At 62.2% G+C, this 23,737-nt stretch carries 22 protein-coding genes; 3 read left to right on the top strand and 19 right to left on the bottom strand.

What is annotated here, in order from left to right:
- Nucleotides 1-40: 40 nt before the first annotated feature.
- From FYK34_RS03885 to FYK34_RS03910, 6 genes are all read right to left on the bottom strand, one after another.
- Nucleotides 41-1,075, bottom strand: a complete 1,035-nt coding sequence (locus tag FYK34_RS03885) for an HDOD domain-containing protein (RefSeq protein ID WP_149295148.1) — start codon at nucleotides 1,073-1,075, stop codon at nucleotides 41-43.
- An 85-nt stretch (nucleotides 1,076-1,160) separates the two neighbouring features.
- Complete coding sequence (locus FYK34_RS03890) at nucleotides 1,161-3,125, bottom strand: acetoacetate--CoA ligase (RefSeq protein WP_149295149.1); 1,965 nt, start codon at nucleotides 3,123-3,125, stop codon at nucleotides 1,161-1,163.
- A gap of 62 nt (nucleotides 3,126-3,187) precedes the next feature.
- Nucleotides 3,188-4,081 (bottom strand): hydroxymethylglutaryl-CoA lyase, encoded by an 894-nt coding sequence (locus FYK34_RS03895; protein WP_149295150.1) that lies wholly within the window; start codon nucleotides 4,079-4,081, stop codon nucleotides 3,188-3,190.
- A 12-nt stretch (nucleotides 4,082-4,093) separates the two neighbouring features.
- Nucleotides 4,094-4,600: a GyrI-like domain-containing protein gene (locus FYK34_RS03900; protein ID WP_149295151.1), complete on the bottom strand. Its 507-nt coding sequence runs from the start codon at nucleotides 4,598-4,600 to the stop codon at nucleotides 4,094-4,096.
- A gap of 28 nt (nucleotides 4,601-4,628) precedes the next feature.
- Nucleotides 4,629-5,111: a tetratricopeptide repeat protein gene (locus FYK34_RS03905; protein ID WP_174774498.1), complete on the bottom strand. Its 483-nt coding sequence runs from the start codon at nucleotides 5,109-5,111 to the stop codon at nucleotides 4,629-4,631.
- Between the two features lie 32 nt (nucleotides 5,112-5,143).
- Nucleotides 5,144-7,099 carry an acetyl-CoA carboxylase biotin carboxylase subunit gene (locus tag FYK34_RS03910; protein ID WP_149295152.1) on the bottom strand — a complete coding sequence of 652 codons (1,956 nt, stop codon included), beginning with the start codon at nucleotides 7,097-7,099 and terminating at the stop codon, nucleotides 5,144-5,146.
- On the opposite strand from FYK34_RS03910, the gene FYK34_RS20400 reads away from it, so the two are divergent.
- Nucleotides 7,074-7,268, top strand: a complete 195-nt coding sequence (locus tag FYK34_RS20400; RefSeq protein ID WP_168209639.1) for a hypothetical protein — start codon at nucleotides 7,074-7,076, stop codon at nucleotides 7,266-7,268. The two genes, FYK34_RS03910 and FYK34_RS20400, sit on opposite strands and share 26 nt — an antisense overlap.
- A gap of 479 nt (nucleotides 7,269-7,747) precedes the next feature.
- Here the strand turns inward: FYK34_RS20400 and FYK34_RS03915 are convergent, their stop codons facing one another.
- From FYK34_RS03915 to FYK34_RS03940, 6 genes are all read right to left on the bottom strand, one after another.
- Nucleotides 7,748-8,536 (bottom strand): enoyl-CoA hydratase/isomerase family protein, encoded by a 789-nt coding sequence (locus FYK34_RS03915; protein WP_149295153.1) that lies wholly within the window; start codon nucleotides 8,534-8,536, stop codon nucleotides 7,748-7,750.
- Nucleotides 8,537-8,546: 10 nt separating this feature from the next.
- On the bottom strand, nucleotides 8,547-10,145 hold the full coding sequence (locus FYK34_RS03920) for a carboxyl transferase domain-containing protein (protein ID WP_149295154.1): 1,599 nt from the start codon (nucleotides 10,143-10,145) through the stop codon (nucleotides 8,547-8,549).
- Between the two features lie 2 nt (nucleotides 10,146-10,147).
- Nucleotides 10,148-10,414 carry a hypothetical protein gene (locus FYK34_RS03925; protein WP_076228020.1) on the bottom strand — a complete coding sequence of 89 codons (267 nt, stop codon included), beginning with the start codon at nucleotides 10,412-10,414 and terminating at the stop codon, nucleotides 10,148-10,150.
- Between the two features lie 14 nt (nucleotides 10,415-10,428).
- Entirely contained in the window at nucleotides 10,429-10,773 is a 345-nt protein-coding gene (locus FYK34_RS03930; RefSeq protein ID WP_076228021.1) for a nuclear transport factor 2 family protein, read from the bottom strand.
- Nucleotides 10,774-10,912: 139 nt separating this feature from the next.
- Nucleotides 10,913-12,082 (bottom strand): isovaleryl-CoA dehydrogenase, encoded by a 1,170-nt coding sequence (locus tag FYK34_RS03935; RefSeq protein ID WP_149295155.1) that lies wholly within the window; start codon nucleotides 12,080-12,082, stop codon nucleotides 10,913-10,915.
- 121 nt (nucleotides 12,083-12,203) lie between these two features.
- Nucleotides 12,204-12,674 carry an NUDIX hydrolase gene (locus FYK34_RS03940; RefSeq protein WP_168209640.1) on the bottom strand — a complete coding sequence of 157 codons (471 nt, stop codon included), beginning with the start codon at nucleotides 12,672-12,674 and terminating at the stop codon, nucleotides 12,204-12,206.
- Between the two features lie 106 nt (nucleotides 12,675-12,780).
- Here FYK34_RS03940 and FYK34_RS03945 point away from each other — a divergent pair, with 106 nt between their 5' ends.
- A complete protein-coding gene (locus FYK34_RS03945) occupies nucleotides 12,781-13,227 on the top strand; it encodes a YaiI/YqxD family protein (RefSeq protein WP_149295157.1) in 447 nt (148 codons plus the stop codon).
- A gap of 344 nt (nucleotides 13,228-13,571) precedes the next feature.
- Here the strand turns inward: FYK34_RS03945 and FYK34_RS03950 are convergent, their stop codons facing one another.
- The 6 genes from FYK34_RS03950 to FYK34_RS03975 form a co-directional block, all read right to left on the bottom strand.
- Complete coding sequence (locus FYK34_RS03950; protein ID WP_149295158.1) at nucleotides 13,572-14,618, bottom strand: IS110 family RNA-guided transposase; 1,047 nt, start codon at nucleotides 14,616-14,618, stop codon at nucleotides 13,572-13,574.
- 192 nt (nucleotides 14,619-14,810) lie between these two features.
- Nucleotides 14,811-15,479: an MFS transporter gene (locus tag FYK34_RS20675; RefSeq protein WP_196782610.1), complete on the bottom strand. Its 669-nt coding sequence runs from the start codon at nucleotides 15,477-15,479 to the stop codon at nucleotides 14,811-14,813.
- A 69-nt stretch (nucleotides 15,480-15,548) separates the two neighbouring features.
- A complete protein-coding gene (locus FYK34_RS03960) occupies nucleotides 15,549-16,634 on the bottom strand; it encodes an IS5 family transposase (protein WP_149294741.1) in 1,086 nt (361 codons plus the stop codon).
- A gap of 91 nt (nucleotides 16,635-16,725) precedes the next feature.
- The gene (locus FYK34_RS03965; RefSeq protein WP_149295159.1) at nucleotides 16,726-18,492 is read right to left on the bottom strand and encodes a carboxypeptidase-like regulatory domain-containing protein; all 1,767 of its coding nucleotides are present in this window, start codon (nucleotides 18,490-18,492) and stop codon (nucleotides 16,726-16,728) included.
- 454 nt (nucleotides 18,493-18,946) lie between these two features.
- On the bottom strand, nucleotides 18,947-19,873 hold the full coding sequence (locus FYK34_RS03970; protein ID WP_149295160.1) for a methyltransferase domain-containing protein: 927 nt from the start codon (nucleotides 19,871-19,873) through the stop codon (nucleotides 18,947-18,949).
- Nucleotides 19,874-20,196: 323 nt separating this feature from the next.
- Nucleotides 20,197-20,739, bottom strand: coding sequence for a carboxymuconolactone decarboxylase family protein (locus FYK34_RS03975; protein ID WP_114062356.1), 543 nt, complete (start codon nucleotides 20,737-20,739; stop codon nucleotides 20,197-20,199).
- 117 nt (nucleotides 20,740-20,856) lie between these two features.
- Between FYK34_RS03975 and FYK34_RS03980 the strand changes: the two genes are divergently transcribed.
- Complete coding sequence (locus FYK34_RS03980; protein ID WP_149295161.1) at nucleotides 20,857-21,756, top strand: LysR family transcriptional regulator; 900 nt, start codon at nucleotides 20,857-20,859, stop codon at nucleotides 21,754-21,756.
- Here the strand turns inward: FYK34_RS03980 and FYK34_RS03985 are convergent.
- Nucleotides 21,746-23,731: a 2Fe-2S iron-sulfur cluster-binding protein gene (locus tag FYK34_RS03985; protein ID WP_149295162.1), complete on the bottom strand. Its 1,986-nt coding sequence runs from the start codon at nucleotides 23,729-23,731 to the stop codon at nucleotides 21,746-21,748. The two genes, FYK34_RS03980 and FYK34_RS03985, sit on opposite strands and share 11 nt — an antisense overlap.
- Nucleotides 23,732-23,737 lie beyond the last annotated feature (6 nt).

The following is a 23,737-nucleotide window of genomic DNA, read 5'->3' on the forward strand; positions in this document are numbered from 1 at the left end:
TGCGGCGGCTTTGAGCCTTGCCGGCCAGGCGCGGCCGCCGCTATTCCTCCAGCAGATGAGCCAGGATATGGGCCTGCTGGTCTTCGGAAATCGGCAAAATGGAAACCAGCTTTTCCTTGGCGATGCCGGGAAGGTATTCGGCGATATGGCCGATGTCGGAAGGCAGGGCCGGGTTGTCCGGGTTTTGCATCAGGTGGCGGGCGCAGTCGATGGCGATTTGCGCGATATGGGTGCGCGGCCGATCCACGCCGCGGATCAGCTGGCTGATCATTTGCGGCAGTTTCCACTCTTCGGCTAAAACCAGGGTCAATTGCCGGAAAGTGAAACCAGCGGTATTCAATTGCGCCAGGCTGGTGCGGTTGGAGCGCCCGGCTTCGAATTCCGCTATGGCCTGCATCGGCAATTCCGGCGCGAAATGCCACAGCAGCAACTCGCCGGTTTCGGAAAGCAGGGTGGCGAGCGAAATTTCCTCGGGCGAAGCGTCGGAGCGGAAATTGGACCAGGCGCGGGCGATGCCGGACGCCATGACCGCTGTCGAAACGGCGGCCTGCCAGCCCGGATGCTCAAGCGCTACGACAGGGCTGCCGGCAATCAGCGCATATAATTCGTCGCTGCCAAGCTGAAGAATGGCGGCCAGCGGGGTGGTGGTTTCCTTGCCTAGGCGCCGCGACCGATGCCGCTCCGCTTCTATCAGCAATTTGACCGCCAAATAGGGATCTTCCTGCGCGCGTTCGGCGAGTTGCTTGGGCGAGAATTCCGGCGCGTCCTGGCCTTGCGATTTCAGTTGCAGAAAGGCATCGCGCGTGGCCGCTAAGACGGGTATCTCCCTGTCTTTCAGGTAAGCCGCCCATTGCTGCACGCCCCAATTTCTTTGCTGTCGACTTAACATGTTTGCGCGCTCCGATAATCGCCGCGTTCCGCCTGTATTTCGGCGGATGCCGCCCATTTCTTGATGCCGGTCGCGACTGGAAAGATGGATGCTTCCCCTTTCATGATAATCCAGTTCGGTCTGAACCAGGTTTTCAAACGGCGCATGGGCCGCCAGCGAGTTGGCACCAAGCCATTTTCGCCACAAGGGTTTGCGGATTGCGGGCTTTCGCGGCGCAAAATAAAAAACGAGGACCGATGTCCTCGTTTTGCCATACGTTTGCGCGGCGAATTTATTCGCCCAGTTCTTTCAGATTTTCGAACAGCTTCAGCGCCTCCGGATTGGCCAGGGCGCTGACATTGCTGACCGGGCGGCCGTGGATGATGTTCTTGACCGCCAGCTCCACGATCTTGCCGCTGACTGTCTTGGGGATGTCCGCCACGGCGACGATGCGCGCGGGGACGTGGCGCGGGCTGGCGCCGTTCTTGATCTGGGTTTTGACGCGGCTGATCAGCGCCTCGTCCAGCGCCACGCCGTCGCGCAGCTTGACGAACAGCACCACGCGTTCGTCATCCTGCCACAGTTGGCCCACGGCCAGGCTTTCCAGGATTTCCGGGAAGGCCTCCACCTGGCGGTAGATCTCGGCGGTGCCGATGCGCACGCCGCCGGGGTTCAGCACCGCGTCGGAGCGGCCATAGATGATCACGCCATCGTGGGCAGTGATCTCGGCGTAGTCGCCATGGCACCAGATGCCGGGGAAGCGATGGAAGTAGGCCTGATGATATTTGGCGCCGTCCGGGTCGTTCCAGAAGCCGATGGGCATGGACGGGAAGGGCTTGGTGCAGACCAGCTCGCCCTTTTCCTGCCATACCGGGCGGCCCAGTTCGTCGAAGATGTCCACCGCCATGCCCAGGCCGCGGCATTGCAGTTCGCCGCGGTAGACCGGCAGGGTGGGCGCGCCCAGGGCGAAGCAGGACACGATGTCGGTGCCGCCGGAGATCGAGGCCAGGCTGACATCGGGCTTGATGTTCTCATACACCCAGTCATAGCTTTCCGCCACCAGCGGCGAGCCGGTGGAGAACACGCTGCGCAGCCGCGGCAGCTGCCAGTCGCGCGCCGGCACGATGGCGGTTTTGCGCAGGCTGTCTATGTATTTGGCCGAGGTGCCGAAGTGAGTGAAGCCGTGATCGGCGGCGTAGTCCCATTGCACGCGGCCTTCGTCGGCGAAGGGCGAGCCGTCGTACAGCATCAGCGCCGCGCCGGAGGCCAGGCCGCTTACCAGCCAGTTCCACATCATCCAGCCGCAGGTGGTGAAGTAGAAGAAGTGGTCGCCGGAATGGATATCGGCGTGCAGCTGATGTTCTTTCAGGTGCTGCAGCAGGGTGCCGCCGGCGCCGTGCACGATGCACTTGGGCTTGCCGGTGGTGCCGCTGGAGTAGAGGATGAACAGCGGGTGGTTGAACGGCAGGCGGACGTACTCCACCGGGCGGGCGTCGTAGCCGGCGAGGAAGGCGTCCCAGGTTTGCGCCTTCGGCACCTCGGCGGCGAAGGCCGCGCCGTCGGCGCTCAGATACGGCGCGACGACGATGCGCTCCACGCTGGGCAGTTGCTGCGCCAGCTGGATCATCTTGTTGCGGATGTCCACGGCCTTGCCGTTGTACCAGTAGCCGTCCGGGCAGAACAGGATTTTCGGCTCGGTCTGGCCGAAGCGGTCCAGCGCGCCGTCCAGGCCGAAGTCCGGCGAGCCGCTGGTCCACACCGCGCCCAGGCTGCTGGCGGCCAGCATGGCGGCCAGGGCGGCCGGCATATTGGGCATGAAGCCGGCCACGCGGTCGCCAGGCTGGATGCCGGCGGCGCGCATGGCTTGCTGCAGGCGGGAGACTTGCTGGTTCAGCTCGCGCCAGCTCAGCTTTTGCTCGATCTTGTCTTCGCCGCGGAACACCACGGCCAGGCTGTCGTCGTCGCGGCGCAGCAGGTTTTCCGCGTAATTGAGCCGGGCTTGCGGGAAGAAGCGGGCGGCCAGCATGTCGTCGCCGTTTTCCAGCGCTACCTCGCCCTTGTCGCCTATCACACCGCAGTAATCCCAGACCAGGGACCAAAAGCGCGCGGGATCTTCCACGCTGGCGTGCCACAGGCTGCGGTAGTCCGGCAGCGGGCGGCCCCATATGGTTTCGGCCAGGCGGGTGAAGGCGGTGAGATGGCAGCCGGCCAGCCGTTCGGCCGAGGGCGTCCAGATCGGGGTGTTGCTTGCTTGCATGGTTTCTCCTGTGGCGGCCCGTTTTGTGGCTCTCTGGATGGGGACGGGCCGGCCGATATGGTTTAGCCCTGGCGGCCGAGCGCGTGCGCCAGCTTGGAGGCGGGGGCTTTGCCCAGCGCGTCGGCGATGTGCCAGGAGGCGGCCACCAGTTTAGTCAGATCGATGCCAGTGTGGTAGCCCTCGCCGGCCAGCAGGTAGGCCACGTCCTCGGTGGCCACATTGCCGGACGCGCCCTTGGCGTAGGGGCAGCCTCCCAGGCCGGCGACGGAGGCGTCGAACACGCGCAGGCCGGCGTCCAGCGAGGCGCGGATATTGGCGATGGCCATGCCATAGGTGTCGTGGTAGTGGCCGGCCAGGCGCACCGCCGGCAGCGCGCGCAGCACGGCGTCCAGCATCTCGCGCACCGAAGCCGGCGTGCCCACGCCTATGGTGTCGCCCAGCGAGATTTCGTAGCAGCCCAGCTCGGATAACGCCTTGGCCACGTCGGCCACTTTTTGCGGCGCGATCTTGCCCTCGTAGGGACAACCCACCACGCAGGACACGTAGCCGCGCACCTTGAGGCCGGCGTCCAGCGCGCGCCGGGTCACGCTTTCAAAGCGCTGCAGGCTCTCGGCGATGCTGGCGTTGATGTTTTTCTGGCTGAAGCTCTCGCTGGCGGCGCCGAAAACGGCGATCTCGCGCGCGCCGGCTGCCAGCGCGGCGTCCAGGCCCTTGTCGTTGGGCACCAGCACCGGGTAGGCGATGGGGCCGGACAGGTCCAGCGCGGCCAGCACTTCGGCGCTGTCGGCCATTTGCGGCACCCATTTGGGCGAGACGAAGGCGCCGGCTTCTATGGCGGACAGGCCGCTGTCCGCCAGACGGCGGATCAGCTCCAGCTTGACGGCGGCGTTCACGGTCTGCTTTTCGTTTTGCAGCCCGTCGCGCGGGCCGACTTCGACAATCTTGACGCTTTGCATGGGGATCAATTCTTAGCGTTTAGGCTGAACGGGAATGTAGATGTCCATCTGCAGCGTCTCCTGGCCCGGCGCGCAGCGGCCGTCGTAACGCTCGAAGGTTTCGCCGGCGGCGTGCTCCCATTTGGCGGAGGCGGGCAGCCAACTTTGATAAATGTGTTGCCAGGTCTGGACGATGGCCTGGCCGAAATCGGCTGGCGCGGCCGGCGGCGTGGAGAACACGGCGTATTTGGCAGGCCCGATGCGGCGGCGTTCGCAGCCTTCCGGCAGCGCGCGCTCGTCCGGGCATTCCATGCCTATCAGGTAGCGGAAGCGCTCGCTGGCGGGGTCGAAGTCGCAGACCACGCCGTATTCCGGCGCGTGGGGGCGCTGCAGCGCGTTCAGCAAGGGCTGGCGCAGCTTCACCGAGTAATCGTTCCAAAAGGCGGGAATCTGGCGCAGATTGTCGTCGTTTTGCTTGCCGGTGGCGATGCTGTAACCGGCCAGCGCCAGGCCGGGGTGATCAATGATGATGGGGTCCATCGTATAGTCCTCCGCTTGCGGGCTGGTCTTACCAGGTTTTATCCAGGTCTTGGGCGTAAAAGCGCATGGCTTGGCGGTAGCGGCGGATGTCCTCATCGGCGCTGGTATCGGCCAGCAAGGCCAGCAACCTTTCGGTGGCTTCCTTGTGGCGGCCAAGGTTGTACAAGGCCATGGCCAGAAAGGCTTGCATGGCCTTGTCGTCCGGGAAATGATGCAGCCCCTCGCGCAGGGCCATCTCGGCCTCCCGGTACTGGCCCAGGGCGCGGTAGCTGCTGCCCAGGCCCAGCCAGGCGCCGGCGGCGTCATGGCCGCTGATGCCCATTTCCAGTGCTTGCAGATAGTGCGGAATCGCCTCGGCCTCTTCGCCGCGGCCATCGTGCAGGCAGGCGGCCAGATAATGCAGGTCCGCATGCTGCGGCTGCTGGCGCAGCAAGTCTTGCGCCTCTCGCAAGGCTTGTTCCGTCTGGCCGTTGTGTTGCAGCTTGCGGATGTTTTCCAGGGCGATGTGCATGAGCTGTCCTTGCTGTTGGTTTTATGTCCTCATCATTCTGCGGCAAAGTCTACCAGTTCGTCACCATCGTTAACCTGCTCGCCGGCAGCGAAGTAGAAATCCTGGACCACGCCGTCGCCTGGGGCGGTGATGGTGTGTTCCATCTTCATCGCTTCCAGGATCAGCAGCGGCGAGCCCTTGGCCACCTTCTTGCCGATTTCGGCCAGCAGCGCCACTACGCGGCCCGGCATCGGGGCCTTGAGGTGGGTCTCGCCGTGAACGCCCAGCTCGGTGTAGGCATAGGGGTCCACCCATTCCAGCGCCAGACGCTCGCCGTTTTCAAACAGCACCCGCTGCGCGCCGTGGCGCGCCACGGTGGCCTTGACCGTGGAGCCATCCAGCACGGCCAGCAGTTGCGAGCCTTGCAATTGCGCGCGCGCGGCGAACGATTGGCCGTCCACGGAGACGATGAAGCCGTCCGCCTGATGGCGCAGCGTCGCGCTGTACTCTTCTTCATCCAGACGGAAGGCGAAACGGCGCGTCTGCTCGCCGTTCAAGCGCCAGCCGGCGGCCGCCGGGTAGGGTGCTTGCTGTGCCAGCGCTTCGGCCAGCGCCAGCAGGGCCAGTTGCTTGGCGCTGGGCGCGGCGGGCGGCGGCAACAGTTCGTCGTGATGGCGCGCGATCAGGCCGGTATCGACCTGGCCGCTGGCAAAACTGGGGTGGTTCACGATGCGGCGCAGGAAGGACACATTGCTGGACAGGCCGACGATTTGATACTGCGCCAGCGCGGCGTCCATCTGCCTGAGCGCCGCCTCGCGGGTTTCGCCCCAGACGATCAGCTTGGCGATCATCGGGTCGTAGAACGGCGAAATGGCGTCGCCCTGTTCCACGCCGGTGTCGATGCGCACGTGGGCGGACTCTACAGGCGTCGCCAAGTGGACCAAGGCGCCGGTGGACGGCAGGAAGCCCTTGTCCGGATCTTCGGCGTAAATGCGCGCCTCGATGGCGTGGCCGCACATCGCCAGCTGCTCCTGCTTCAGCGGCAGCGCGCCGCCGGCGGCGACGGCCAGCTGCCAGGCCACCAGGTCCTGGCCGGTGATCATCTCGGTCACCGGGTGCTCCACTTGCAGCCGGGTGTTCATCTCCATGAAGTAGAACTTGCCCGTGTCCACGTCCATGATGAACTCGACCGTGCCGGCGCCGACATAACCCACCGCGCGGGCGGCGGCGACGGCGGCTTCGCCCATGGCCTGGCGGGTGGCCTGCGGCAGGTGGGGGGCCGGCGCTTCTTCCAGCACTTTTTGATGGCGGCGCTGCACCGAGCAGTCGCGCTCGAACAGGTAGACGCAGCCGCCCAGCTTGTCGGCAAACACCTGGATTTCAACATGGCGGGGCTTGGTCAGGTATTTCTCCACCAGCACCTTGTCGTCGCCGAAGCTGGCGCGCGCTTCGCGCTGGCAGGAGGCGAGGGCGGCGGCGAAGTCTTCGCTTTTCTCCACGATGCGCATGCCCTTGCCGCCGCCGCCGGCGCTGGCCTTGATCAGCACCGGGTAGCCGATGGCGTCGGCCTGGCTTTGCAGCAGCGCGGGATCTTGATCATCGCCATGGTAGCCGGGCACCAGGGGCACGCCGGCTTTTTCCATCAGCGCCTTGGCGGCGGACTTGCTGCCCATGGCCGCGATGGCCGAGGCCGGCGGGCCGATGAAGGCGATGCCGGCGGCCTCGCAGGCGGCGGCGAAGTCTTCGTTCTCGGACAGGAAGCCGTAGCCGGGATGCACAGCCTGGGCGCCGCTCTGCTGGGCGATGGCCAGGATCCGGTCCGCGCGCAGATAGGACTCGGCGGCCGGCGCCGGGCCGAGGCGATAGGCCTCGTCGGCCAGCTTGACGAAGCGGGCGTTCGCGTCGGCGTCGGAATAGACGGCGACGGTGGCGATGCCCAGGGCCTTGGCGGTTTGGATGACGCGGCAGGCGATTTCGCCGCGGTTGGCGATCAATATTTTATTGAACATGGTGGTCTCCCGCGGCGAAACCGCCCCGGCGCAGGCGCGCCGGCAGGCGATTTTGCTGCGCAGCTGCGCAGCCCTGCGGCTGCTGGTCTCCGCGGTTGGCGATCAGGATTTTATTGAACATGGCAATCTTTCATGGTCTGCCAGTTGGGCGTTGTCTGGTTGTGAATGAGAGAGCGGCATCGCCCCCTCTCCCCAACCCCTCACCCGCGAGGGGAGAGGGGCTATGGGCGGCGCTGTTGGGCTGGTGTGCATCCGCAAGCGCGTTGGCTCGCCAGGCTGGAGCTTGACCGCGCTCTTTCCTCAGTAAGGAAGAGGGGCTATGGGCGGCGCTGTTGGGCTGGTGTGCATCCACAAGCGTGCTTGATCGCCAGGCTGGAGCTTGACCGCGCTCTTTCCTCAGTAAGGAAGAGGGGCTATGGGCGGCGCTGTTGGGCTGGTGTGCATCTGCAAGCGCGTTGGCTCGCCAGGCTGGAGCTTGACCGCGCTCATTCCTCAGTAAGGAAGAGGGGCTATGGGCGGCATGGTTCGACTGGCCTTCATTCCCAACTGCGTTCAGTTGCCACGGCGTGGCCGACGCTCGATGGCTCCCCTCTCCCCCTGTGGGAGAGGGGCTGGGGGAGAGGGGGCGAAGCAGCCGCTTATCCATCTTTATTCCTGCCACTTCGGCGCGCGTTTTTCGAAGAACGACGCCAGGCCCTCTCGCGCCTCGTCGCCGGCGCGGATGGAGGCGATGCGGCCGGCGGTGCGTTCCAGCAGCGCGTCGTCCCACGGCGAGCCTTCGCGCAGCTCCGCCAACAGCAGCTTGGCCTCGCGCAGCGCGCCGGGCGCGCCCTTGGCCAGTTCCTCTGCGATTTCCGCCACGCGCGCGTCCAGCCGTTCCTCGCTGACCAACTCGTGAACCAGGCCCAATTGCAAAGCGGCGGCGGCGGAGATGCGCTCGGCGGACAGGAAATAACGCCTGGCCTGGCGCCAGCCTATCGCGTCGGCGACATAGGGGCCGATGGTGGCCGGGATCAGGCCCAGCCGCACTTCTGTCAGGGCGAACTTGGCGGCGTCAGTGGCGATGGCTACGTCGCAGACGGCCGCCAGGCCGGTGCCGCCGGCCATGGCCGCGCCGTGGATGCGGGCGATCACTGGCTTGGCGCTGCGGTAGACGCTCTTCAGCATGGCGGCCAGCTTTTGCGCGTCGGCCAGGTTTTCCGCTTCGCTGTAGCCGGCGGCGCGGCGCATCCAGTCCAGATCCGCGCCGGCGCAGAAGCTTTTGCCGCGGCCGGCCAGCACGATGACGCGCACGGTTTCGTCGCGGTTCAACTGGCCCATCGCCTCGGTCAGCTCGGCGATCAGCACCTCGTTCAGCGCGTTGTGCAGCTCCGGGCGGTTCAGCCAGATGGTGGCTGCTTTGCCGGTGTGTTCGATTTGCAGCGTGGCGTAGCTCATTCTGCGCTCCTTACATCCGGAACACGCCGAAGCGAGTGGGTTCGACGGGGGCGGATAGGGCGGCTTCTATCGCCAGCGCCAGCACGTCGCGGGTCTGGGCCGGGTCGATCACGCCGTCGTCCCACAAGCGGGCGCTGGCATAGTAGGGGTGGCCCTGTTCCTCGTACTGCTGGCGCACCGGCGCTTTCAGCGCTTCTTCCTGTTCTGGGGTGAAGGCGTCGCCCAGTTGTTCCTTCTTCACCTGGGCCAGCACGCCGGCGGCCTGCTCGCCGCCCATCACCGAGATGCGGCTGTTCGGCCACATCCACAGGAAGCGGGGCGAGTAGGCGCGGCCGCACATGCCGTAGTTGCCGGCGCCGAAGCTGCCGCCTATCAGCACGGTGAACTTGGGCACCTTGGCGCAAGCTACGGCCGTCACCAGCTTGGCCCCGTCCTTGGCGATGCCGCCGTTCTCATACTTCTTGCCCACCATGAAGCCGGTGATGTTCTGCAGGAAGATCAACGGGATGCCGCGCTGGCAGCACAATTCGACGAAGTGCGCGCCTTTCAGCGCCGATTCGGAGAACAGGATGCCGTTGTTGGCCAGGATGCCGACGCGGTACCCATTTAAACGGGCGTAGCCCGTTATTAGAGTATTTCCGTAGTTTTGTTTGAATTCGTCGAAGTCCGAATCGTCCACCAGCCGGGCGATGATCTCGCGCACGTCGAACGGCTTTTTTGGATCGGCCGGGATCACGCCGTAGATTTCTTCCGCGGCGTAGCGTGGCGGTTTGGGCTCGGCGCGGTCCAGCTCGCCCTGTTTTTTCCAGTTCAGGTCCGACACGATGCGGCGGGCGATGGCCAGCGCGTGGGCATCGTTCTGGGCCAGGTGGTCGGCCACGCCGGAGACTTTGGTATGCACATCGCCGCCGCCCAGTTCTTCGGCGCTGACCACCTCGCCGGTGGCGGCCTTTACCAGCGGCGGGCCGCCCAAGAAGATGGTGCCCTGTTCCTTGACGATGACGGTTTCGTCGCTCATCGCCGGCACATAGGCGCCGCCGGCGGTGCAGCTGCCCATCACCACGGCGATCTGCGGAATGCCGGCGGCGGATAGATTGGCCTGGTTGTAGAAGATGCGGCCGAAGTGTTCGCGGTCCGGAAATACCTCGTCCTGCAGCGGCAGGAAGGCGCCGCCGGAGTCCACCAGGTAGACGCAGGGCAGGCGGTTGTCGCGGGCGATTTCCTGCGCGCGCAGATGCTTCTTCACCGTCATCGGGTAATAGGTGCCGCCCTTGACGGTGGCGTCGTTGGCGATGATCAGGCAGTCGATGCCGGAAATGCGGCCGATGCCGGCGATCATGCCCGCGCCGGGCGCGTCGCCGCCGTACATGCCGTAGGCGGCCAGCTGGGACAGTTCCAGGAACGGCGCGCCGGGGTCCAGCAACAGGTCTATGCGTTCGCGCGGCAGCAGCTTGCCGCGCGCGGTGTGCTTGGCGCGGGCTTTCTCGCCGCCGCCCAGCGCCGCTTGGGCGACTTTCTGTTTCAGATCGTCCACCAGCGCGCGCATCTTGTCGGCGTTGGCGACGAAGTCCGCGGCGCGCGGCGACAGCTTGGATTCGAGGATGGGCATGGTTACAGATCCTCAATATCTAGGGATTGACCAATGGACTGAGCCTCGGAGGAGGTCATTTCGTCACTGTTGTAGATGCAATGTACGAAATTGGGCGCTCCCGCCTCGACGGAACGGGCGGTGACGGCTCGCGCTGAGAGGGCTTCTATGACCTCTTGGCCAGCCTGGCGTTGATGCGAGGTATTGGAAACAATGACTGCGATGCCATCGTTTTCCACCTCGTCCGCGAGTGCACTGATATTAAAGGGCGGATGGTGCAATTTTCTCATTGAGTTGTTCCAGTTCAGGCCTCATCCACAAACCACACCGAGGCGATCAATCCGTCGGCGTTGACGTCGTAGATGGCGACGGCGCGCAGGTGGTTTTCTCCATCCAGCGTCACGTCTTCGTGATCGATGACGCGGCTGCCCTGGACGATGCGGTGCAGCAGCGCGGCGTGCAGCCGGGGCAGATGGAAGCGCTTGCTGGCGTAGTGGTCGGCCAGCGCGGCGCGGCCGGATAGGCTCAACGCCATCGATGGCAGGCGGTAGACCTTGACGTCCTCGGCGTAGCAGGCGGCGAAGGCCTCAAGATTGCGGGCGTTGTAGGCGTCCAGCTGGGCCTGGACGATGCGTTCGGCGGCGGTCATGTTCGGGTTTCTTCTAGCTTTGCTGAGATAAGCCGGAGCGTGGTGGAGAAAGGGACCGAGGCAAGGCGCGCCGCCGCAGACAGTACAAATCGTACGGCCAGGCTGCACAACGCGGCATCAGGCATTTTATCCGCCGCGCTCAGCGGGTTTCGGCCATCAGTTCGCGGCCGATCAACCACCGGCGGATCTCGCTGGTGCCGGCGCCGATTTCGTACAGCTTGGCATCGCGCAGCAGGCGGCCGGTGGCGTATTCGTTGATGTAGCCATTGCCGCCCAGGCACTGGATGGCGTCCAGCGCCAGCTGGGTAGCGTTCTCGGCCGCGTACAGGATGGCGCCGGCGGCGTCCTTGCGGGTCTGGCGGCCGGTTTCGCCGCGGTCCAGCGCCTGGCCTACGGCGTAGACGTAGGCGCGGCTGGCGGACAGCTTGACGTACATGTCGGCCAGCTTGCCCTGCATCAGCTGGAAGTCGCCGATGGGCTGGCCGAACTGGCTGCGGTCGTTCAGATAGGGCACCACGATGTCCAGGCTGGCCTGCATGATGCCCAAGGGGCCGGCGGCCAGCACCGAGCGCTCGTAATCCAGGCCGCTCATCAGCACTTTCACGCCATTGCCTTCGCCGCCCAGCACGTTTTCTTCCGGCACGAAACAGTTGTCGAAGAAGATGGGGTAGGTGTTGGAGCCGCGCATGCCCAGCTTGTCCAGCTTGCTGCCGTGACTGAAGCCGGCAAAGTTCTTCTCGACGATGAAGGCGGTGATGCCCTTGGGGCCGGCGTTGACGTCGGTTTTGGCGTACACCACCAGCGTGTCGGCGTCGCCGCCGTTGGTGATCCACATCTTGCTGCCGTTGAGCAGGTAGCCGCCGTCGGTCTTGTCGGCCTTCAGCTTCATGCTGACCACGTCGGAGCCGGCGTTGGGCTCGGACATCGCCAAGGCGCCGACGTGCTCGCCGGAGATCAGCTTGGGCAGATACTTGGCGCGCTGGGCGTCGTTGCCGTTCTTGTAGATCTGGTTGACGCACAGATTGGAGTGCGCGCCGTACGACAGGCCCACCGAGGCGCTGGCGCGGCTGATTTCTTCCATGGCGATCATGTGGGCGAGGTAGCCCATGTCCACGCCGCCGTATTGCTCGCTGACGGTGATGCCGAGCAAGCCCAGCTCGCCGAACTTGCGCCACAGGTCGGCCGGGAACAGATTTTCCTGGTCGATGGCGGCGGCGCGCGGGGCGATCTCGCGTTCGGCGAAGTCGCGCACCGATTCGCGCAGGAGGTCGTAAGTCTCGCCGAAGGCGAAGCGCAGGCTGCTGTACATGGGGTTCTCCTCGTTTAAGCGTGCGGCGCGGCTGGCGGCGCCTGATGAGCACATCATCGCTTACGTTTACGTAAGCGTCAATACGTCGACATGATGGCCGCCGCAAAGGGCGGCCGGATGCTTATTCGCGGTTGATTACGTGGCGGAAGCGGCGGTCTTCGCTGATCAGCATGTCTTTCATGGGCAGCGGCAGGATGCGCAATTCGCTGAGCTGCTGGCTGCTGAACCAGTCGAATTCCAGACGCGAGCCGCCGTCTTCGATAATGAAAGGCGCGGCGCGGTCAGGCAGCGCGGAGTCGGCGGCCAGATAGGTCTGGAAATACAGGCCCAGTTCATGGTTGCGTTGGCCGCCCGTGGTGAAGAAGTTTTCTATCAGCATGACCATCTCGCCGCAACGCACGGTTTCGCCCAGCTCCTCCAGCATTTCTCGCTCCACCGTTTTAGGCGCTTCCTCGTCGGGGTCCACGCGGCCGCCGGGCAGGGTCCAGAAGTCGTCGCGGATCAGGCGGTGCAGCAAGACTTTGCCCTCATGCTCGATGATGGCGCCGGCGCGCAGATTGAAGCGGGTGCCGTCTATGTCGACGCTGATCATGCGATATCTCCTTGGCATTTTGGGCGGGCGCGCAGCATAGCGCTTTCTCCCGTCATGGACAAGGGCGGGTATCATGGCCTGCTATGTAAATGAAGAAAGAAACGCGATGACGATCTGGGTAGACGCCGACGCCTGTCCCAAGGTGATACGGGAAGTGTTGTTCCGCGCGGCGCAGCGCACCGGCGTGGAGCTGGTGTTGGTCGCCAACCAGCTGCTGACGGTGCCGAAGGCGCCGAACATCCGCGCGCTGCAAGTGCCCAAGGGCTTCGACGTGGCCGACAACGAAATCGCCCGCCGCATCGAGCCGACAGATTTGCTGATCACCGGCGACATTCCGCTCGCTTCCGAGGTGCTGGCCAAGGGCGCGCAGGCGCTGAACTGGCGCGGCGAGGCGTTTTCCAAGGAAACCATCGCCGCCCAACTGACGATGCGGGACTTCATGGACAATCTGCGCGCCAGCGGCATCCAGACCGAAGGCCCGCCGCCCTTGAGCCAGGCGGACCGCCAGGCCTTCGCCCGGCAGTTGGACATTTGGCTGGCGAAGAGGCGCTAGGGCGGAAGCCCGGCTTGATCCGGGCGTTCCGCCAAAGGCTACAGGCAAGTAGAAGGCGGAACGCCCCGTTGGGGCTTCCGCCCTACGAAAAATCTATGGTCAGCCTGACCTTTGCAAGAACAGCGTGCTGATGAATCATGACGGGGTAGGCTTGCTCTAATCTATCCGGATTCTTGATGGGCACAATAGAGCCCGATCCATGATGTGAGCCGCTCCTGCAAGTCCCTAAAAAGCCCTCAGTCTGTCATGACTGTTTTTACGATCGGGGTATCCTGCAGGCCGTGGGCCGGTTGTCGTCATCAGTATCTGTCTTGGCAAAAGCAGGCTTCTACTCGCCGCCGGGTTTACCCGGCGGTTTGCATTTCAGTCAGTGCGCGGGCCTGGGGACGGTACTCGCCGCCTTTGGCGAGTAGCGCCCACACGACCCGTGCCAGTTTGTTGGCCAGTGCGCAGGCCACGATATTCGAGTGGCGACGCTGCATCAGCGCCACCGTCCACGCTGCCATCGCACTCTTCCAGCGCGGCGCGTTCTGCATGATCACCCGTGCGCATTGCACCAGCAGGCGACGCAGGCTCTTGTCACCGCGTTTGCTGATGCCCAGCAGCTTGGACTTCCCGCCTGTCGAGTATTGTCGCGGGACCAGACCCAGCGATGCCGCAAAGTCACGGGCATTGCCATAGCCCTTGGCATTGCCGGCGTCCGCCGACAACTGGCTGGCGGTGATCGCACCGATGCCGGGAATGGTCATCAACCGCCGGGCGACATCGTCCTGTCGGGCTTCTGTGGCAATCTCGTGATCCAGCTCGTCGATCTCGGTCTTGAGCAGACGGTAGTGATCCAGCTGGCGTTGCAGGATCTGCCGGGCCTTGACGGGCAAGCCGTTGGTCTCGTCCATCAGCAGCATCGGCAGCTGCGTGATCCCCCGTACCCCGACAGGAAGCGCGATGCCGAACTCCAGCAGCAGCGCATGGATCTGGTTGTTGGTCTGTATTCGTTCGGCAATGCGAGATTCCCGCAGGCGATGCAGTGCCGACAAGGCTTGCTGTTCGGCACTCTTGGCGGCAACGTAGCGCATGGTCGGGCGCGTAGCCGCCTCGCAGATGGCCTGGGCATCGATGAAATCGTTCTTGTTGCCGAAGACAAACGGGCGGATGTACTGCGGTGCGATCAGTTGTACGGTATGACCGAAGCCCGTCAGCTTGCGTGCCAGCCAGTGCGCGCCGCAGCAGGCCTCCATCACGATGCGGCAGGGAGGCTGTTTCGCGAGAAATTCGATGAGACTGTTGCGATTGAACTGCTTCTTGAGGACCGGGTTGCCGCGCGGGTCGTGCCCAATCAGATGAAAGCTGTGCTTGCCGATATCCAGACCGATGAGTGTGACGGTTGCCATGATGCTCTCCCCGAAGAAGAAAAAATGCCTCAGCAGGTTTGACGCCTGCTGAGGCATTTAGGTCAGGCTGACCATCACATTAAGCCCCCGAATCCGGGGGCTTTGTTTTGTCTGGGGGGGAATCTCAGGCTTTGCCCAACTGCGGTTCGTCAGTCATCAGCAGGGCGCCGGCCGCCACCATGGCCATGGCGATCAGGCCCCACAACTAGAAGGTTGTCTCAAGGCTGAAGCACGACTGCAGCGCCAAGTTGATGAACTTGAAGCCCGGGCTGCCCAGCTGTAAGCGCCGAGGACGCAGGCCGAGATCAGGCTCTTGCGTTCGGGGAACCATTTCACGCAATTGGACAGCGACTTCAGGTAACCGGCGCCGTCGGCAAAGCCCACCAGCAGGCCGGCGCATAGGTAGAGCATGATCAGATTATTGGCTTGAGAGGTCAGGTAAACGCCCAGGCCCAGCATCAGGCCAAAGGCGATGGCCACCTGGCTGATCGGCTCGGAGAGCTTGTGCGAAAGCTGGACGTTGAACAGGCTCCAGGTATAGACGGAACCTAGCGCGAACTGGGTGAGGACGGTACCGGCAGGGTTCGGTAGCGGATGGCGTTGGATGCGTCGTTCATGCCGCTGCTCGCTTAAAATCATTACGGTTGGCATGAGTATAAGCACGCGCTTATGGATTGGTGGCGCAGCGCGGGAATGAAATGCAGGCGACACGGAATGAAATGCAAGCTGTGGCTGCATGTCGAGGCGAGCGCAGGCGATGGGTCCGCGCTCGCCTATCAGGCCGTTGAAAAACACGTCGATCTTGCCCCAACCCATTTCCGTATGAACAAAAATGGGCGGTTTCAGCGGGCAGAATGCCAATAAATCCGCTCTCTGCCTGGGTTTTCAGGCTGTTTGCCGGTTATCCGGCGATTTTGGGCGCAATACGCCCTATACATGCGATCCGCCCCAACAGCCGGACAGGCTGCCCATGCGGATCAGGTTATAGGTCGCAAACGCTAAAAAAGTTTGCCCGGCCAGTTTGGCCCGGCCGATCAGTTTGGTTTTGCGAAGGCCTCCGACGGTTTTCAGCCAGCCGAAGCATTCCTCGATCCGTTTGCGTCGCCGCTGGCTGATCGCGTAACCCTCATGGCGCGTGGTGCGGCTGTCGATGGCGCTGCCGACACGCTTGCGCGCCACGTGCGGCGTGATGCCCAAGTCTCTGCAGCCGTTCACGAAAGCCGGCGTGTCATAGCCCTTGTCCGCGCCGACGGTGCTGCCTTTCTTGGCATTGCGCAGCAACAGGTTCAGCGCTTCGATGTTTTCGGCGTGGCCATTGACCTCGGACACCGAGACGTCCACCACCAGACCGTTGCGGTTCTCGGTCAGGATATGGGCCATATGGCACAAGCGGCTGGCGTCGCCGGCGCTCTTGCGGGCCAGTCGCGCTTCCGGATCGGTTCGCGATTGATGCGTCTGGTTGCTTCGCTTCTCACCCCGGAAATCGACGTCCGGGTTGCGCCCTGCGGGTGGGGAGGTGTCGTCATCCTTGTGAACAAAGCTTTTGTGCGAAGCCCAGGCATCGATCAGCGTGCCGTCGACGCTGAAATGTTCGTCGCTGGTGAGCTTGCCCCACTCGGCCAGGCTGCGTACGCGAATGAAGAAGGCGCGGGCGACGTCTTCGGTAAACAAGCGGTCGCGATTTTGCGAGAAGGTCGAGTGATCCCATACGCGGGCATCGGCGGAAAGGCCGACGAACCAGCGAAACAGCAGGTTGTAGTCCAGTTGCTCGACCAGCAGCCGCTCGGAGCGGATGGTGTAGAGCACTTGCAGCAGGGAGGCGCGCAGCAGATGTTCAGGCGGAATCGAAGGCCGCCCGACGCGGGAATATAAGCCGTCGAATACCTCATTCATCGAGCCGAGCACCAGGTCGACCATCTGGCGGATCTTGCGCAGCGGGTGATTGGCCGGGATGCGATCTTCCAGCTGGATGTAGCTGAACAGGCTCGTCTGACTGTCGTTGCGGACGCCTCTCATCGGGTGCTTTCGCGGTTCGTTGGATGTTGATGATTATACCAAATGAATGGCTGTTGGTTTTTCAACGGCCTGCTATTGGTGGCGAAGTGTCTTATTGAATAATGTAAGAGCTGCCGAATTGACGCAAATGGGCATCCCAGCCATTTAGTAGAACGGACAAGCTGCTATAGTTATCCGCCTGAGTTTTAATATTCTTATTGAATACACCGCTAAGCTTGGTTGGATTTTCTGGGTCGCGCACCATATTTTTCAGTCCGATGCTTTCTATGCGGAAGGGCGATAATTTGTTCATCATTATATTTGCAAATTCAAAATACAAATCTGCAGTTTGGATCCAGCTCAAGGAGAGATCGCTATTCGCTGTCGCATTGATTAATTTATCGATGCTGGGCTGATCCAGCATGGGGAATGAGTCGGCTTTCAAATCACCGGATGCGAAGACTGGTTGGTAAAGCGCGATGTCTTTGGCTGCTGGCTGAGTAAAATCGGCTTGACTATATAGCCTGATCTGCGCCTGGCCATCGTGTATTGCCTGATTTATCTTATGGGCAACATCGTCAGGGAAGCGATATCGAGAGTTGCAAATAGGGCCAAGGCTATACTGTTGATCTGTGGCGGTGAGCGTGATGCCGCAAGCCGAGTTTGCAGTCAAAGACAGTATGGGTTGACCATATGCCAGCATCTGGGCGCTGCGTACTAGTTTGGCATTTTGCCCAATCGGGCTTTGCGCAATGATTAATTCGAAGGTGGTGTCGATAACGGTTTTATCTTGGCCCGTGGCTCGATCAATTTTATGGTTGGCGAATGCAGTTGATGCAATATTCATCGCCACGGGATAGCCGTTGCCGGCAATTTTCCACTTGCTATCTTCGTAATTGACGATGTAACTCGCCCATTGACTACCGTCGTCAAGCCCCAGCGCGATTTCGCAGCGATTAGCATCCTCGCAGCGTATCAGGCGAGGAAGGGAGAAGTGTTGGCCTGGCATTGCAAAGAAGAATTGAGCCAAGTACTGCGTCGCATTCATGCCCGAGTTGTTGAAGTTTTTGCTGAGTAGGGCGGCGTATCGTTCTTTCGCTCCGTCCGCGGTTTTGTATACGTCTGTCAGCTGTTGTGCCAAAGCATCCAGACTGGCTAGGTCGGGTGCGCCACCATCGGGAATTTTCAGCGAAACTGGAGCTTGTTGACGGTTGATTTCAACCGAGCCTCCACCAAGTTTGCTTTTCAGTGTCAGGCTGCCAGATTGTGTCCCAGCGCTGATGTCCACCAACTCCAATAATTTGTCATGGCCAGTTTTATTTGGCGTGAAAGCGGTCGAAATCCAATCAGCCTTGTCATCTAGTGAAATGGCTTGGCTAAGCGGAGCCAGCGCGGTTTTGAGATTGGCCTGACTTTGTTGCAGCGCATTGGCAGTGAGCTTCTTGGCACAGTCTGCCGCTTGGGCGAAGCATTGGCTTGCATCTCCGTCGCTAGCCAGCGTTGTTATGGCATTGGTCAGCGGAGTGATATTGACTATGCCGCTGCGGATTGCGACAGAATGTATTTTCTGGGGAGCGCCATTCGCCATGCCGCTGGCCTCCAGCAGCAGAGGCATCGTCGCATTGCTCACTTCAATATTGCGGAAGGAACCATTGGCATCTACTTGGAAGGTTTTAATCACTAGCCCTTGGGCACTTTTGACGGTGACCTGAGCATTGGCCAGTGGGGCGCCGACGGCTACGGTACCGCTTATATTTTGAATTGTACTATCATGCGCGGCAATTGGCGGGTTGCTGGCGGTATTGTCGCCGGAGCCGCTGCCGCAACCTGACAGAGGTAGGGCGAAGGCGAGTGCGATAGGTGCGAGATAATTTTTCATAGTTATGACAACGTTGAACTTGTATTAAATAAAAATGCATGCGCAAAGTTTTATTTTAAGCGGATAAAATTTTTTTACAAATCAATTTAAGTGTGAAAAATAACTATAAAGAATAGCTAATGTCAGTTTGCTTGTTGCGTTGAATGACCAGGCGCAGAAAGCTTGATCCATTTGGGGCGTGAGCTGGCCTGGCATTGAAATTGCTGTCGGTCCTGCCTAGCTATTGCCGGGCAGCGCTTTGCCCGCGGGGGGAGATGCGGACAGTTGTGTAGTGGGTAGGGAGAGCAAGCCCTAAGGCTTGCTCACGCGAATGATTCGATAGAAGCGCATGGGCAAACCAGTTTGACGCTCGGCATGCTTGAGCGTTTCCAGATGCTTACCCAAATTCTGGAGGGCCAAGGTCAGTTTCCAGAGGCGTTTGCTCAGATGATCGTGCGGGATGGAATAGCCATAATTAAATCATGCGAGCGTAATAGTCTATTAGGCTGGTTGGATATTGAAATGCACATTTTGTGATGTTTTGGTAAATGCTATTGTATTCAATGTTTCTGGGTTGGAGTATGAGTGCTTGGGTGATGGCTTGAATTGCTGCTTGTGTCTCTCCTGTGCTTAATTCTGCTATCGCAAGCATAAACCAGGCTTCGTGAATTCTGAAGTTTAGGGAGAGAATTTGTTTGGCAGCTTCTTTGGTTTTTACATGGTCGTCATCGGAAAAAAATTGACCAAGTAGCATTGCAGTGTCTTGGATGTCCGGTAAGTGTAGTGTTTTCTTCAGCACAAGAGTATGGCCATTTCCTACCTTTGTATCGCTCTCCTCTAATGCTGCGAGTTCCCACATTCCCATGCCTTGTTGGTTATACCAGTTCACGGCATCAAGCAATGATTGAAGCGTGAATACATGGTAATGGCCACGCCATGGCATGTCAGGAAGATCCTTGGGTTTGATTTTTCTTATAAATGCATTAGTGAAATCATTAAGTGAGGAGATGGGTCTGATGGTGTCATCTTCTAGGGCGATGCGTTTGGGAACGATCATGAAATTTACGCCGCCTGGCTTCAATACACGCCACCACTCGTGCCAGGCTGAGAAAATGTCAGGAATATGTTCCAGTACGTGAGAGGTGGCGATGTAATCTAGGGAGTTATCTTCAATGAATGGAATTTGATCTGCTTCAGCCACGACATCTACTCTGGTGACTGAAGAGTGGTAGTGCATTTGTAAGGAAAAATGGTATCGGTAATCATCGAGATCATTTTCCTCCATATATTCAACCCCATTGCATGGTGCAATGGAGATGCAATTGTCTGGTGCTAAAGGGTTGTGAGCGCCGCGTCCAAATTCGATGCCTTTTCCGCGTAGGAATTCCAGTGCCAGTTTCATTTTTTTGAAGTTTTCTAATTTTTTCAATCAATCGCGCGCGGTTGCTCCCAAGTTTTAGGTCTCCGCTGCACAGATGATGAATAGTCATATCAAATTTATATTTCTCATATTTTATATGAATGGCATTTAAAGTGCTACTGTTTTGTTGTGCACTGCATTGTTCAAAATCAAGCCAGGTAAGGCTTTAGTAGGGTGAGGTTGGGCACAGATTTCAGATGCCAAGCGTAGCCAGATGAAGGGGCATGCGGAGGCTCCGATGTACAGAATTCCAGGCAGAGTGACATGAAGGACCGGAAGCCCGTAGGCTCCCGGCTGCGGCGGGTTTAGCCGCGGGCTTGGACCAGCGGAAAGTCCACCGCGGTGGCGGCGGCGTTGTTGACGTAGTTGGTCAGGATGTTCAGCGCCACTACGGTCACGATTTCCAGCGTTTCCGCCTCGTCGAAGCCGGCGCCGCGCAGGGCGGCCAGTTCGGCGTCGGCCACGCGGCCGCGCTGTTCCGCCACCTTCAGCGCGAAGCGCAGCGCGGCGGCCTGTTTGGCGTCGGCGCTGGCGAAGTCGCGGGCGGCGGCGATTTCGTCATCGCCGAGCTTGGCCACGTGCTTGGCCAGATAGCTGTGGGCGGACAGGCAGTAGTCGCAGCCGTTGAATTCGGCCACCGCCAGCGCGATGCGCTCGCGCAGCGCGGCGCTCAGCTTGCCCTTGCCCAGCGCGCCGTTCAGCGACAGATAACCTTCCAGCGCGGCAGGGCTGTGGGCCAGCAGCTTCATCAGATTGGGCACCATGCCCAGTTGTTGTTGCACGGCGGCGAGCAGCGGCTGGCTGGCGGCGGGGATGTGCTCGGCGGCGGGGATGGCGATGCGGTTCATGGCAAGACTCCTGGGTGGATGCGGAACGTTTCCGCGATGGGTGTACTTTGCCAAATTCTTTATTTTGGAAGAATATCTGTTTTATAAAATGGATTATTTCAATATGGGGAATAGTAGATGGACCGTTTCCACCTGATGGCCGTTTTCGTCGCCGTGGCGGAGGAGGAAGGCTTCGCCGGCGCGGCGCGCAGGCTCAAGCTGTCGCCGCCGGCGGTGACGCGCGCGGTGGCGGCGTTGGAGGAAAACCTGGGCGTGCGCCTGCTGAACCGCACCACGCGCTATGTCAGGGTGACGGAGGCCGGCGCGCGCTATCTGGACGACGCGCGCCGCATCCTGGCGGCGGTGGATGAGGCGGAAGAGGCGGCGGCCGGCGGCAACGCCGAGCCGCGCGGCCTGATCCGGCTGACCGCGCCGGTCTTGTTCGGCCGGCTGTACGTGATGCCCATTGTGCTGGATTTTTTGCGTCAGCACCCGTTGGTGGAGGTATCGGCGCAGCTGCGCGACAACGTGGTGAACCTGATGGAGGAAGGACTGGACGCGGCGGTGCGCATTGGGCATCTGCCGGATTCCTCGCTGCGCGCGATCAAGGTGGGCGAGGTGAGACGGCTGGTGTGCGCGGCGCCGGATTATCTGGCGCGGCATGGCGCGCCGGATGCGCCGGAAGACTTGCTGAGCCACACCGTGATCGCGTCCACCGCCGCCTCGGCTTCGCTGGAGTGGAAGTTCGGCGCGGATGGCGAGCGGCGGGTGCGGGTGCGGCCGCGGCTGACGGTCAGCGGCAACGATGTGGCGATAGACGCGGCGCAGGGCGGATTCGGTCTGATCCGGGTGATGTCCTACCAGGTGGCGGAGGCGTTGGCGGCGGGCAAGCTGGAGCGGGTGCTGACGGCTTACGAGAGCGCGCCGCTGCCGATACACATCGTCCACGCCGAAAGCCGCTACGGCTCGACGCGGATGCGCCGCTTCATCGACTTCCTGGCCGAGCGGCTGCGCGCGGATCCGCGGCTTATAGGTTGATTTCCAGCCTGTCCGCCCCGGCGGCTGGGTAGGCGCAGCACAGCAAAATCTCGCCGGGCTGGGTGCCGTATTCCGGCGTTTGCAGATAGGTGGCCTGGCCGGCCAGCAAGGCGGCTCGGCAGCTGCCGCAGGTGCCGCCGCGGCAGCTGAAATCCGGATTCAGGCCGCAGGATTCGGCCAATTCCAGCAGGCTCTGGCCGGGTTGCCATTCGGCGTCTAGGGCTGACGCGGCGAAGCGCACCGGCACCGCGCCGTCGGCCGGCGCCGGCAAGGCCTGGACTGGATGGCCGACGCGTCGCAGCCCGGCCGGACCAAAGGCTTCGGCATGGATGCGCGCGTCCTCCACGCCGGCATCGATCAACTGCTCGTACAGCGTTTGCATGAAGCCGGCCGGGCCGCACAGATAGACGTCTCCATCCAGGCTGAGGCCGTAGCCGCGCAGCAGGTCGATATCCACATGGCCGGCGTGCTGGTAGTCGACGCCCAGCCGGCGGCCGGTTTCCGGCTGGCTGACGGCCTTGACGATGCGCAGCTTGCCGCCGGATTGGACCCGCAAGGTTTCCAGCTCGGCGTCGAAGGCGCGTTCGGCCACATTGCGGGTGGCGTAGGCCAGCAGCGTGGGCGGCATGGCGGCCGGGTTTTCCGTCAACTGATGCAGGAAGGCCAGCATGGGCGTGATGCCGATGCCGCCGGCCAACAGCGCGATGGGGCGGTCGGCGCGCGCCAGGGTGAAATCGCCGCGCGGTGGCAGCGCCTCCACAATGTCGCCCGGCGCCAACTGGTGCAGCCGGGCCGAGGCCTTGCCCTGGCGTTTGACGCTGATGCGGTAGCTGCCGGTTTGCGACAGCGTGTAGTTGCGCATGCGCGCGCCGTCCACGCCCGCCACTTTCAGGCTCAGGTGCTGGCCGGGCAGGAAGGGCGGCGGTGCCGTCCCGTCCGCCGGCTCGAAATAGAGGGAGCGGACGACGCTGCTTTCGTCCTCCACCTGGGCGACGCGCAAGGGCAGCCATCGCCGCTCTGGCGCGGCGTGCGGCCAGGAGCCGGTGGCCAGGGCGAAGGGTGAGTATTCCCGCAGCGTCCAGCGCAACGCCAGCGCGTTGCGGCGGCGCACCACCCGCTCCACGCGGAAGGTCCACAGCCGCTCCGCGTCATCGAAAACGGCGGCCGCCTCGGCATCCAGCACCTGGGCCTGGCCGGCCAGCTGCAGCGTGTCGCCGCTGGCGAAGTCGACGAATAGCAGGCCGGCGCGCGGATGCAGCAGCAAATTGCCCAGGGTGTTGAAATAGCCGTTGCCGGCAAAGTCCGGAATGGTCAGCGCGTCGCCGTCTATTTTGACGAAACCGGGCTTGCCGCCGCGATGCGACACGTCGGCCTGCCAGCCACCGGCCTCGTCCCGGCAGGCGCTGGCGACGAAGAAGGTGTCGGCGGCGGCGATGGCGGCGCGCGCGTCATCGTCCAGCTCGTCCATCCACTCTACCGATCCCACAATGCGCGGCCCCGGCTCGCGGGAGAATGAGAATTCCCGCTGCTGTATGTATTTGGGGCAGTTGCCGAAAGATTGCCGGACGGCGACGACGCAGCCGGCATCATCCAGCTCGATCAACTCGCCGTTCATGCGGTTGCGGCGGCGCGTGTGCAGCTCGATGCCGAGCAGGGCCACCGCCGCGCCGGGGCGCAGGCAGTCGCGCAGGGGGTCGGCCGGACTGGGCAGGGCGGCGATGCTCAGCGCACGCGGATCGGGCGAATCGACAAAGCCGGGCAGGCCTTCGACGATGCCCGCCCAAGGCCGCCCGGCCTCGTCCAGTGCCGCCATCGCCAGGAAAGGCAACTGACGGAAAAACGCGCGGTGCTGTTCCGGCATATGGTCGCGCACCACGCGCGGGCCGACCGCCGCCAGCGCGTCCAGGCTGCCGGCGCGGCGTTGCATTTCTTGTTCGCCGGCGTGCCAGGGCGAGGCGGGGCGGGTGTCGGACATGATGGT

The sequence above is a fragment of the Chromobacterium paludis genome (genome assembly GCF_008275125.1).
Lineage (GTDB): Bacteria > Pseudomonadota > Gammaproteobacteria > Burkholderiales > Chromobacteriaceae > Chromobacterium > Chromobacterium paludis.

Coding starts and splice junctions, on each gene's coding strand:
- FYK34_RS03980 (WP_149295161.1), top strand. CDS start 20,857: ATGGACCGTTTCCACCTGATGGCCGTTTTCGTCGCCGTGGCGGAGGAG.
- FYK34_RS03895 (WP_149295150.1), bottom strand. CDS start 4,081: ATGCAAAGCGTCAAGATTGTCGAAGTCGGCCCGCGCGACGGGCTGCAA.
- FYK34_RS03960 (WP_149294741.1), bottom strand. CDS start 16,634: ATGAGAGGCGTCCGCAACGACAGTCAGACGAGCCTGTTCAGCTACATC.
- FYK34_RS03905 (WP_174774498.1), bottom strand. CDS start 5,111: ATGCACATCGCCCTGGAAAACATCCGCAAGCTGCAACACAACGGCCAG.
- FYK34_RS03940 (WP_168209640.1), bottom strand. CDS start 12,674: ATGATCAGCGTCGACATAGACGGCACCCGCTTCAATCTGCGCGCCGGC.
- FYK34_RS03945 (WP_149295157.1), top strand. CDS start 12,781: ATGACGATCTGGGTAGACGCCGACGCCTGTCCCAAGGTGATACGGGAA.
- FYK34_RS03925 (WP_076228020.1), bottom strand. CDS start 10,414: ATGAGAAAATTGCACCATCCGCCCTTTAATATCAGTGCACTCGCGGAC.
- FYK34_RS03920 (WP_149295154.1), bottom strand. CDS start 10,145: ATGCCCATCCTCGAATCCAAGCTGTCGCCGCGCGCCGCGGACTTCGTC.
- FYK34_RS03970 (WP_149295160.1), bottom strand. CDS start 19,873: ATGAAACTGGCACTGGAATTCCTACGCGGAAAAGGCATCGAATTTGGA.
- FYK34_RS03900 (WP_149295151.1), bottom strand. CDS start 4,600: ATGGACCCCATCATCATTGATCACCCCGGCCTGGCGCTGGCCGGTTAC.
- FYK34_RS03985 (WP_149295162.1), bottom strand. CDS start 23,731: ATGTCCGACACCCGCCCCGCCTCGCCCTGGCACGCCGGCGAACAAGAA.
- FYK34_RS03950 (WP_149295158.1), bottom strand. CDS start 14,618: ATGGCAACCGTCACACTCATCGGTCTGGATATCGGCAAGCACAGCTTT.
- FYK34_RS03965 (WP_149295159.1), bottom strand. CDS start 18,492: ATGAAAAATTATCTCGCACCTATCGCACTCGCCTTCGCCCTACCTCTG.
- FYK34_RS03915 (WP_149295153.1), bottom strand. CDS start 8,536: ATGAGCTACGCCACGCTGCAAATCGAACACACCGGCAAAGCAGCCACC.
- FYK34_RS03910 (WP_149295152.1), bottom strand. CDS start 7,099: ATGTTCAATAAAATATTGATCGCCAACCGCGGCGAAATCGCCTGCCGC.
- FYK34_RS03975 (WP_114062356.1), bottom strand. CDS start 20,739: ATGAACCGCATCGCCATCCCCGCCGCCGAGCACATCCCCGCCGCCAGC.
- FYK34_RS03890 (WP_149295149.1), bottom strand. CDS start 3,125: ATGCAAGCAAGCAACACCCCGATCTGGACGCCCTCGGCCGAACGGCTG.
- FYK34_RS03935 (WP_149295155.1), bottom strand. CDS start 12,082: ATGTACAGCAGCCTGCGCTTCGCCTTCGGCGAGACTTACGACCTCCTG.
- FYK34_RS03930 (WP_076228021.1), bottom strand. CDS start 10,773: ATGACCGCCGCCGAACGCATCGTCCAGGCCCAGCTGGACGCCTACAAC.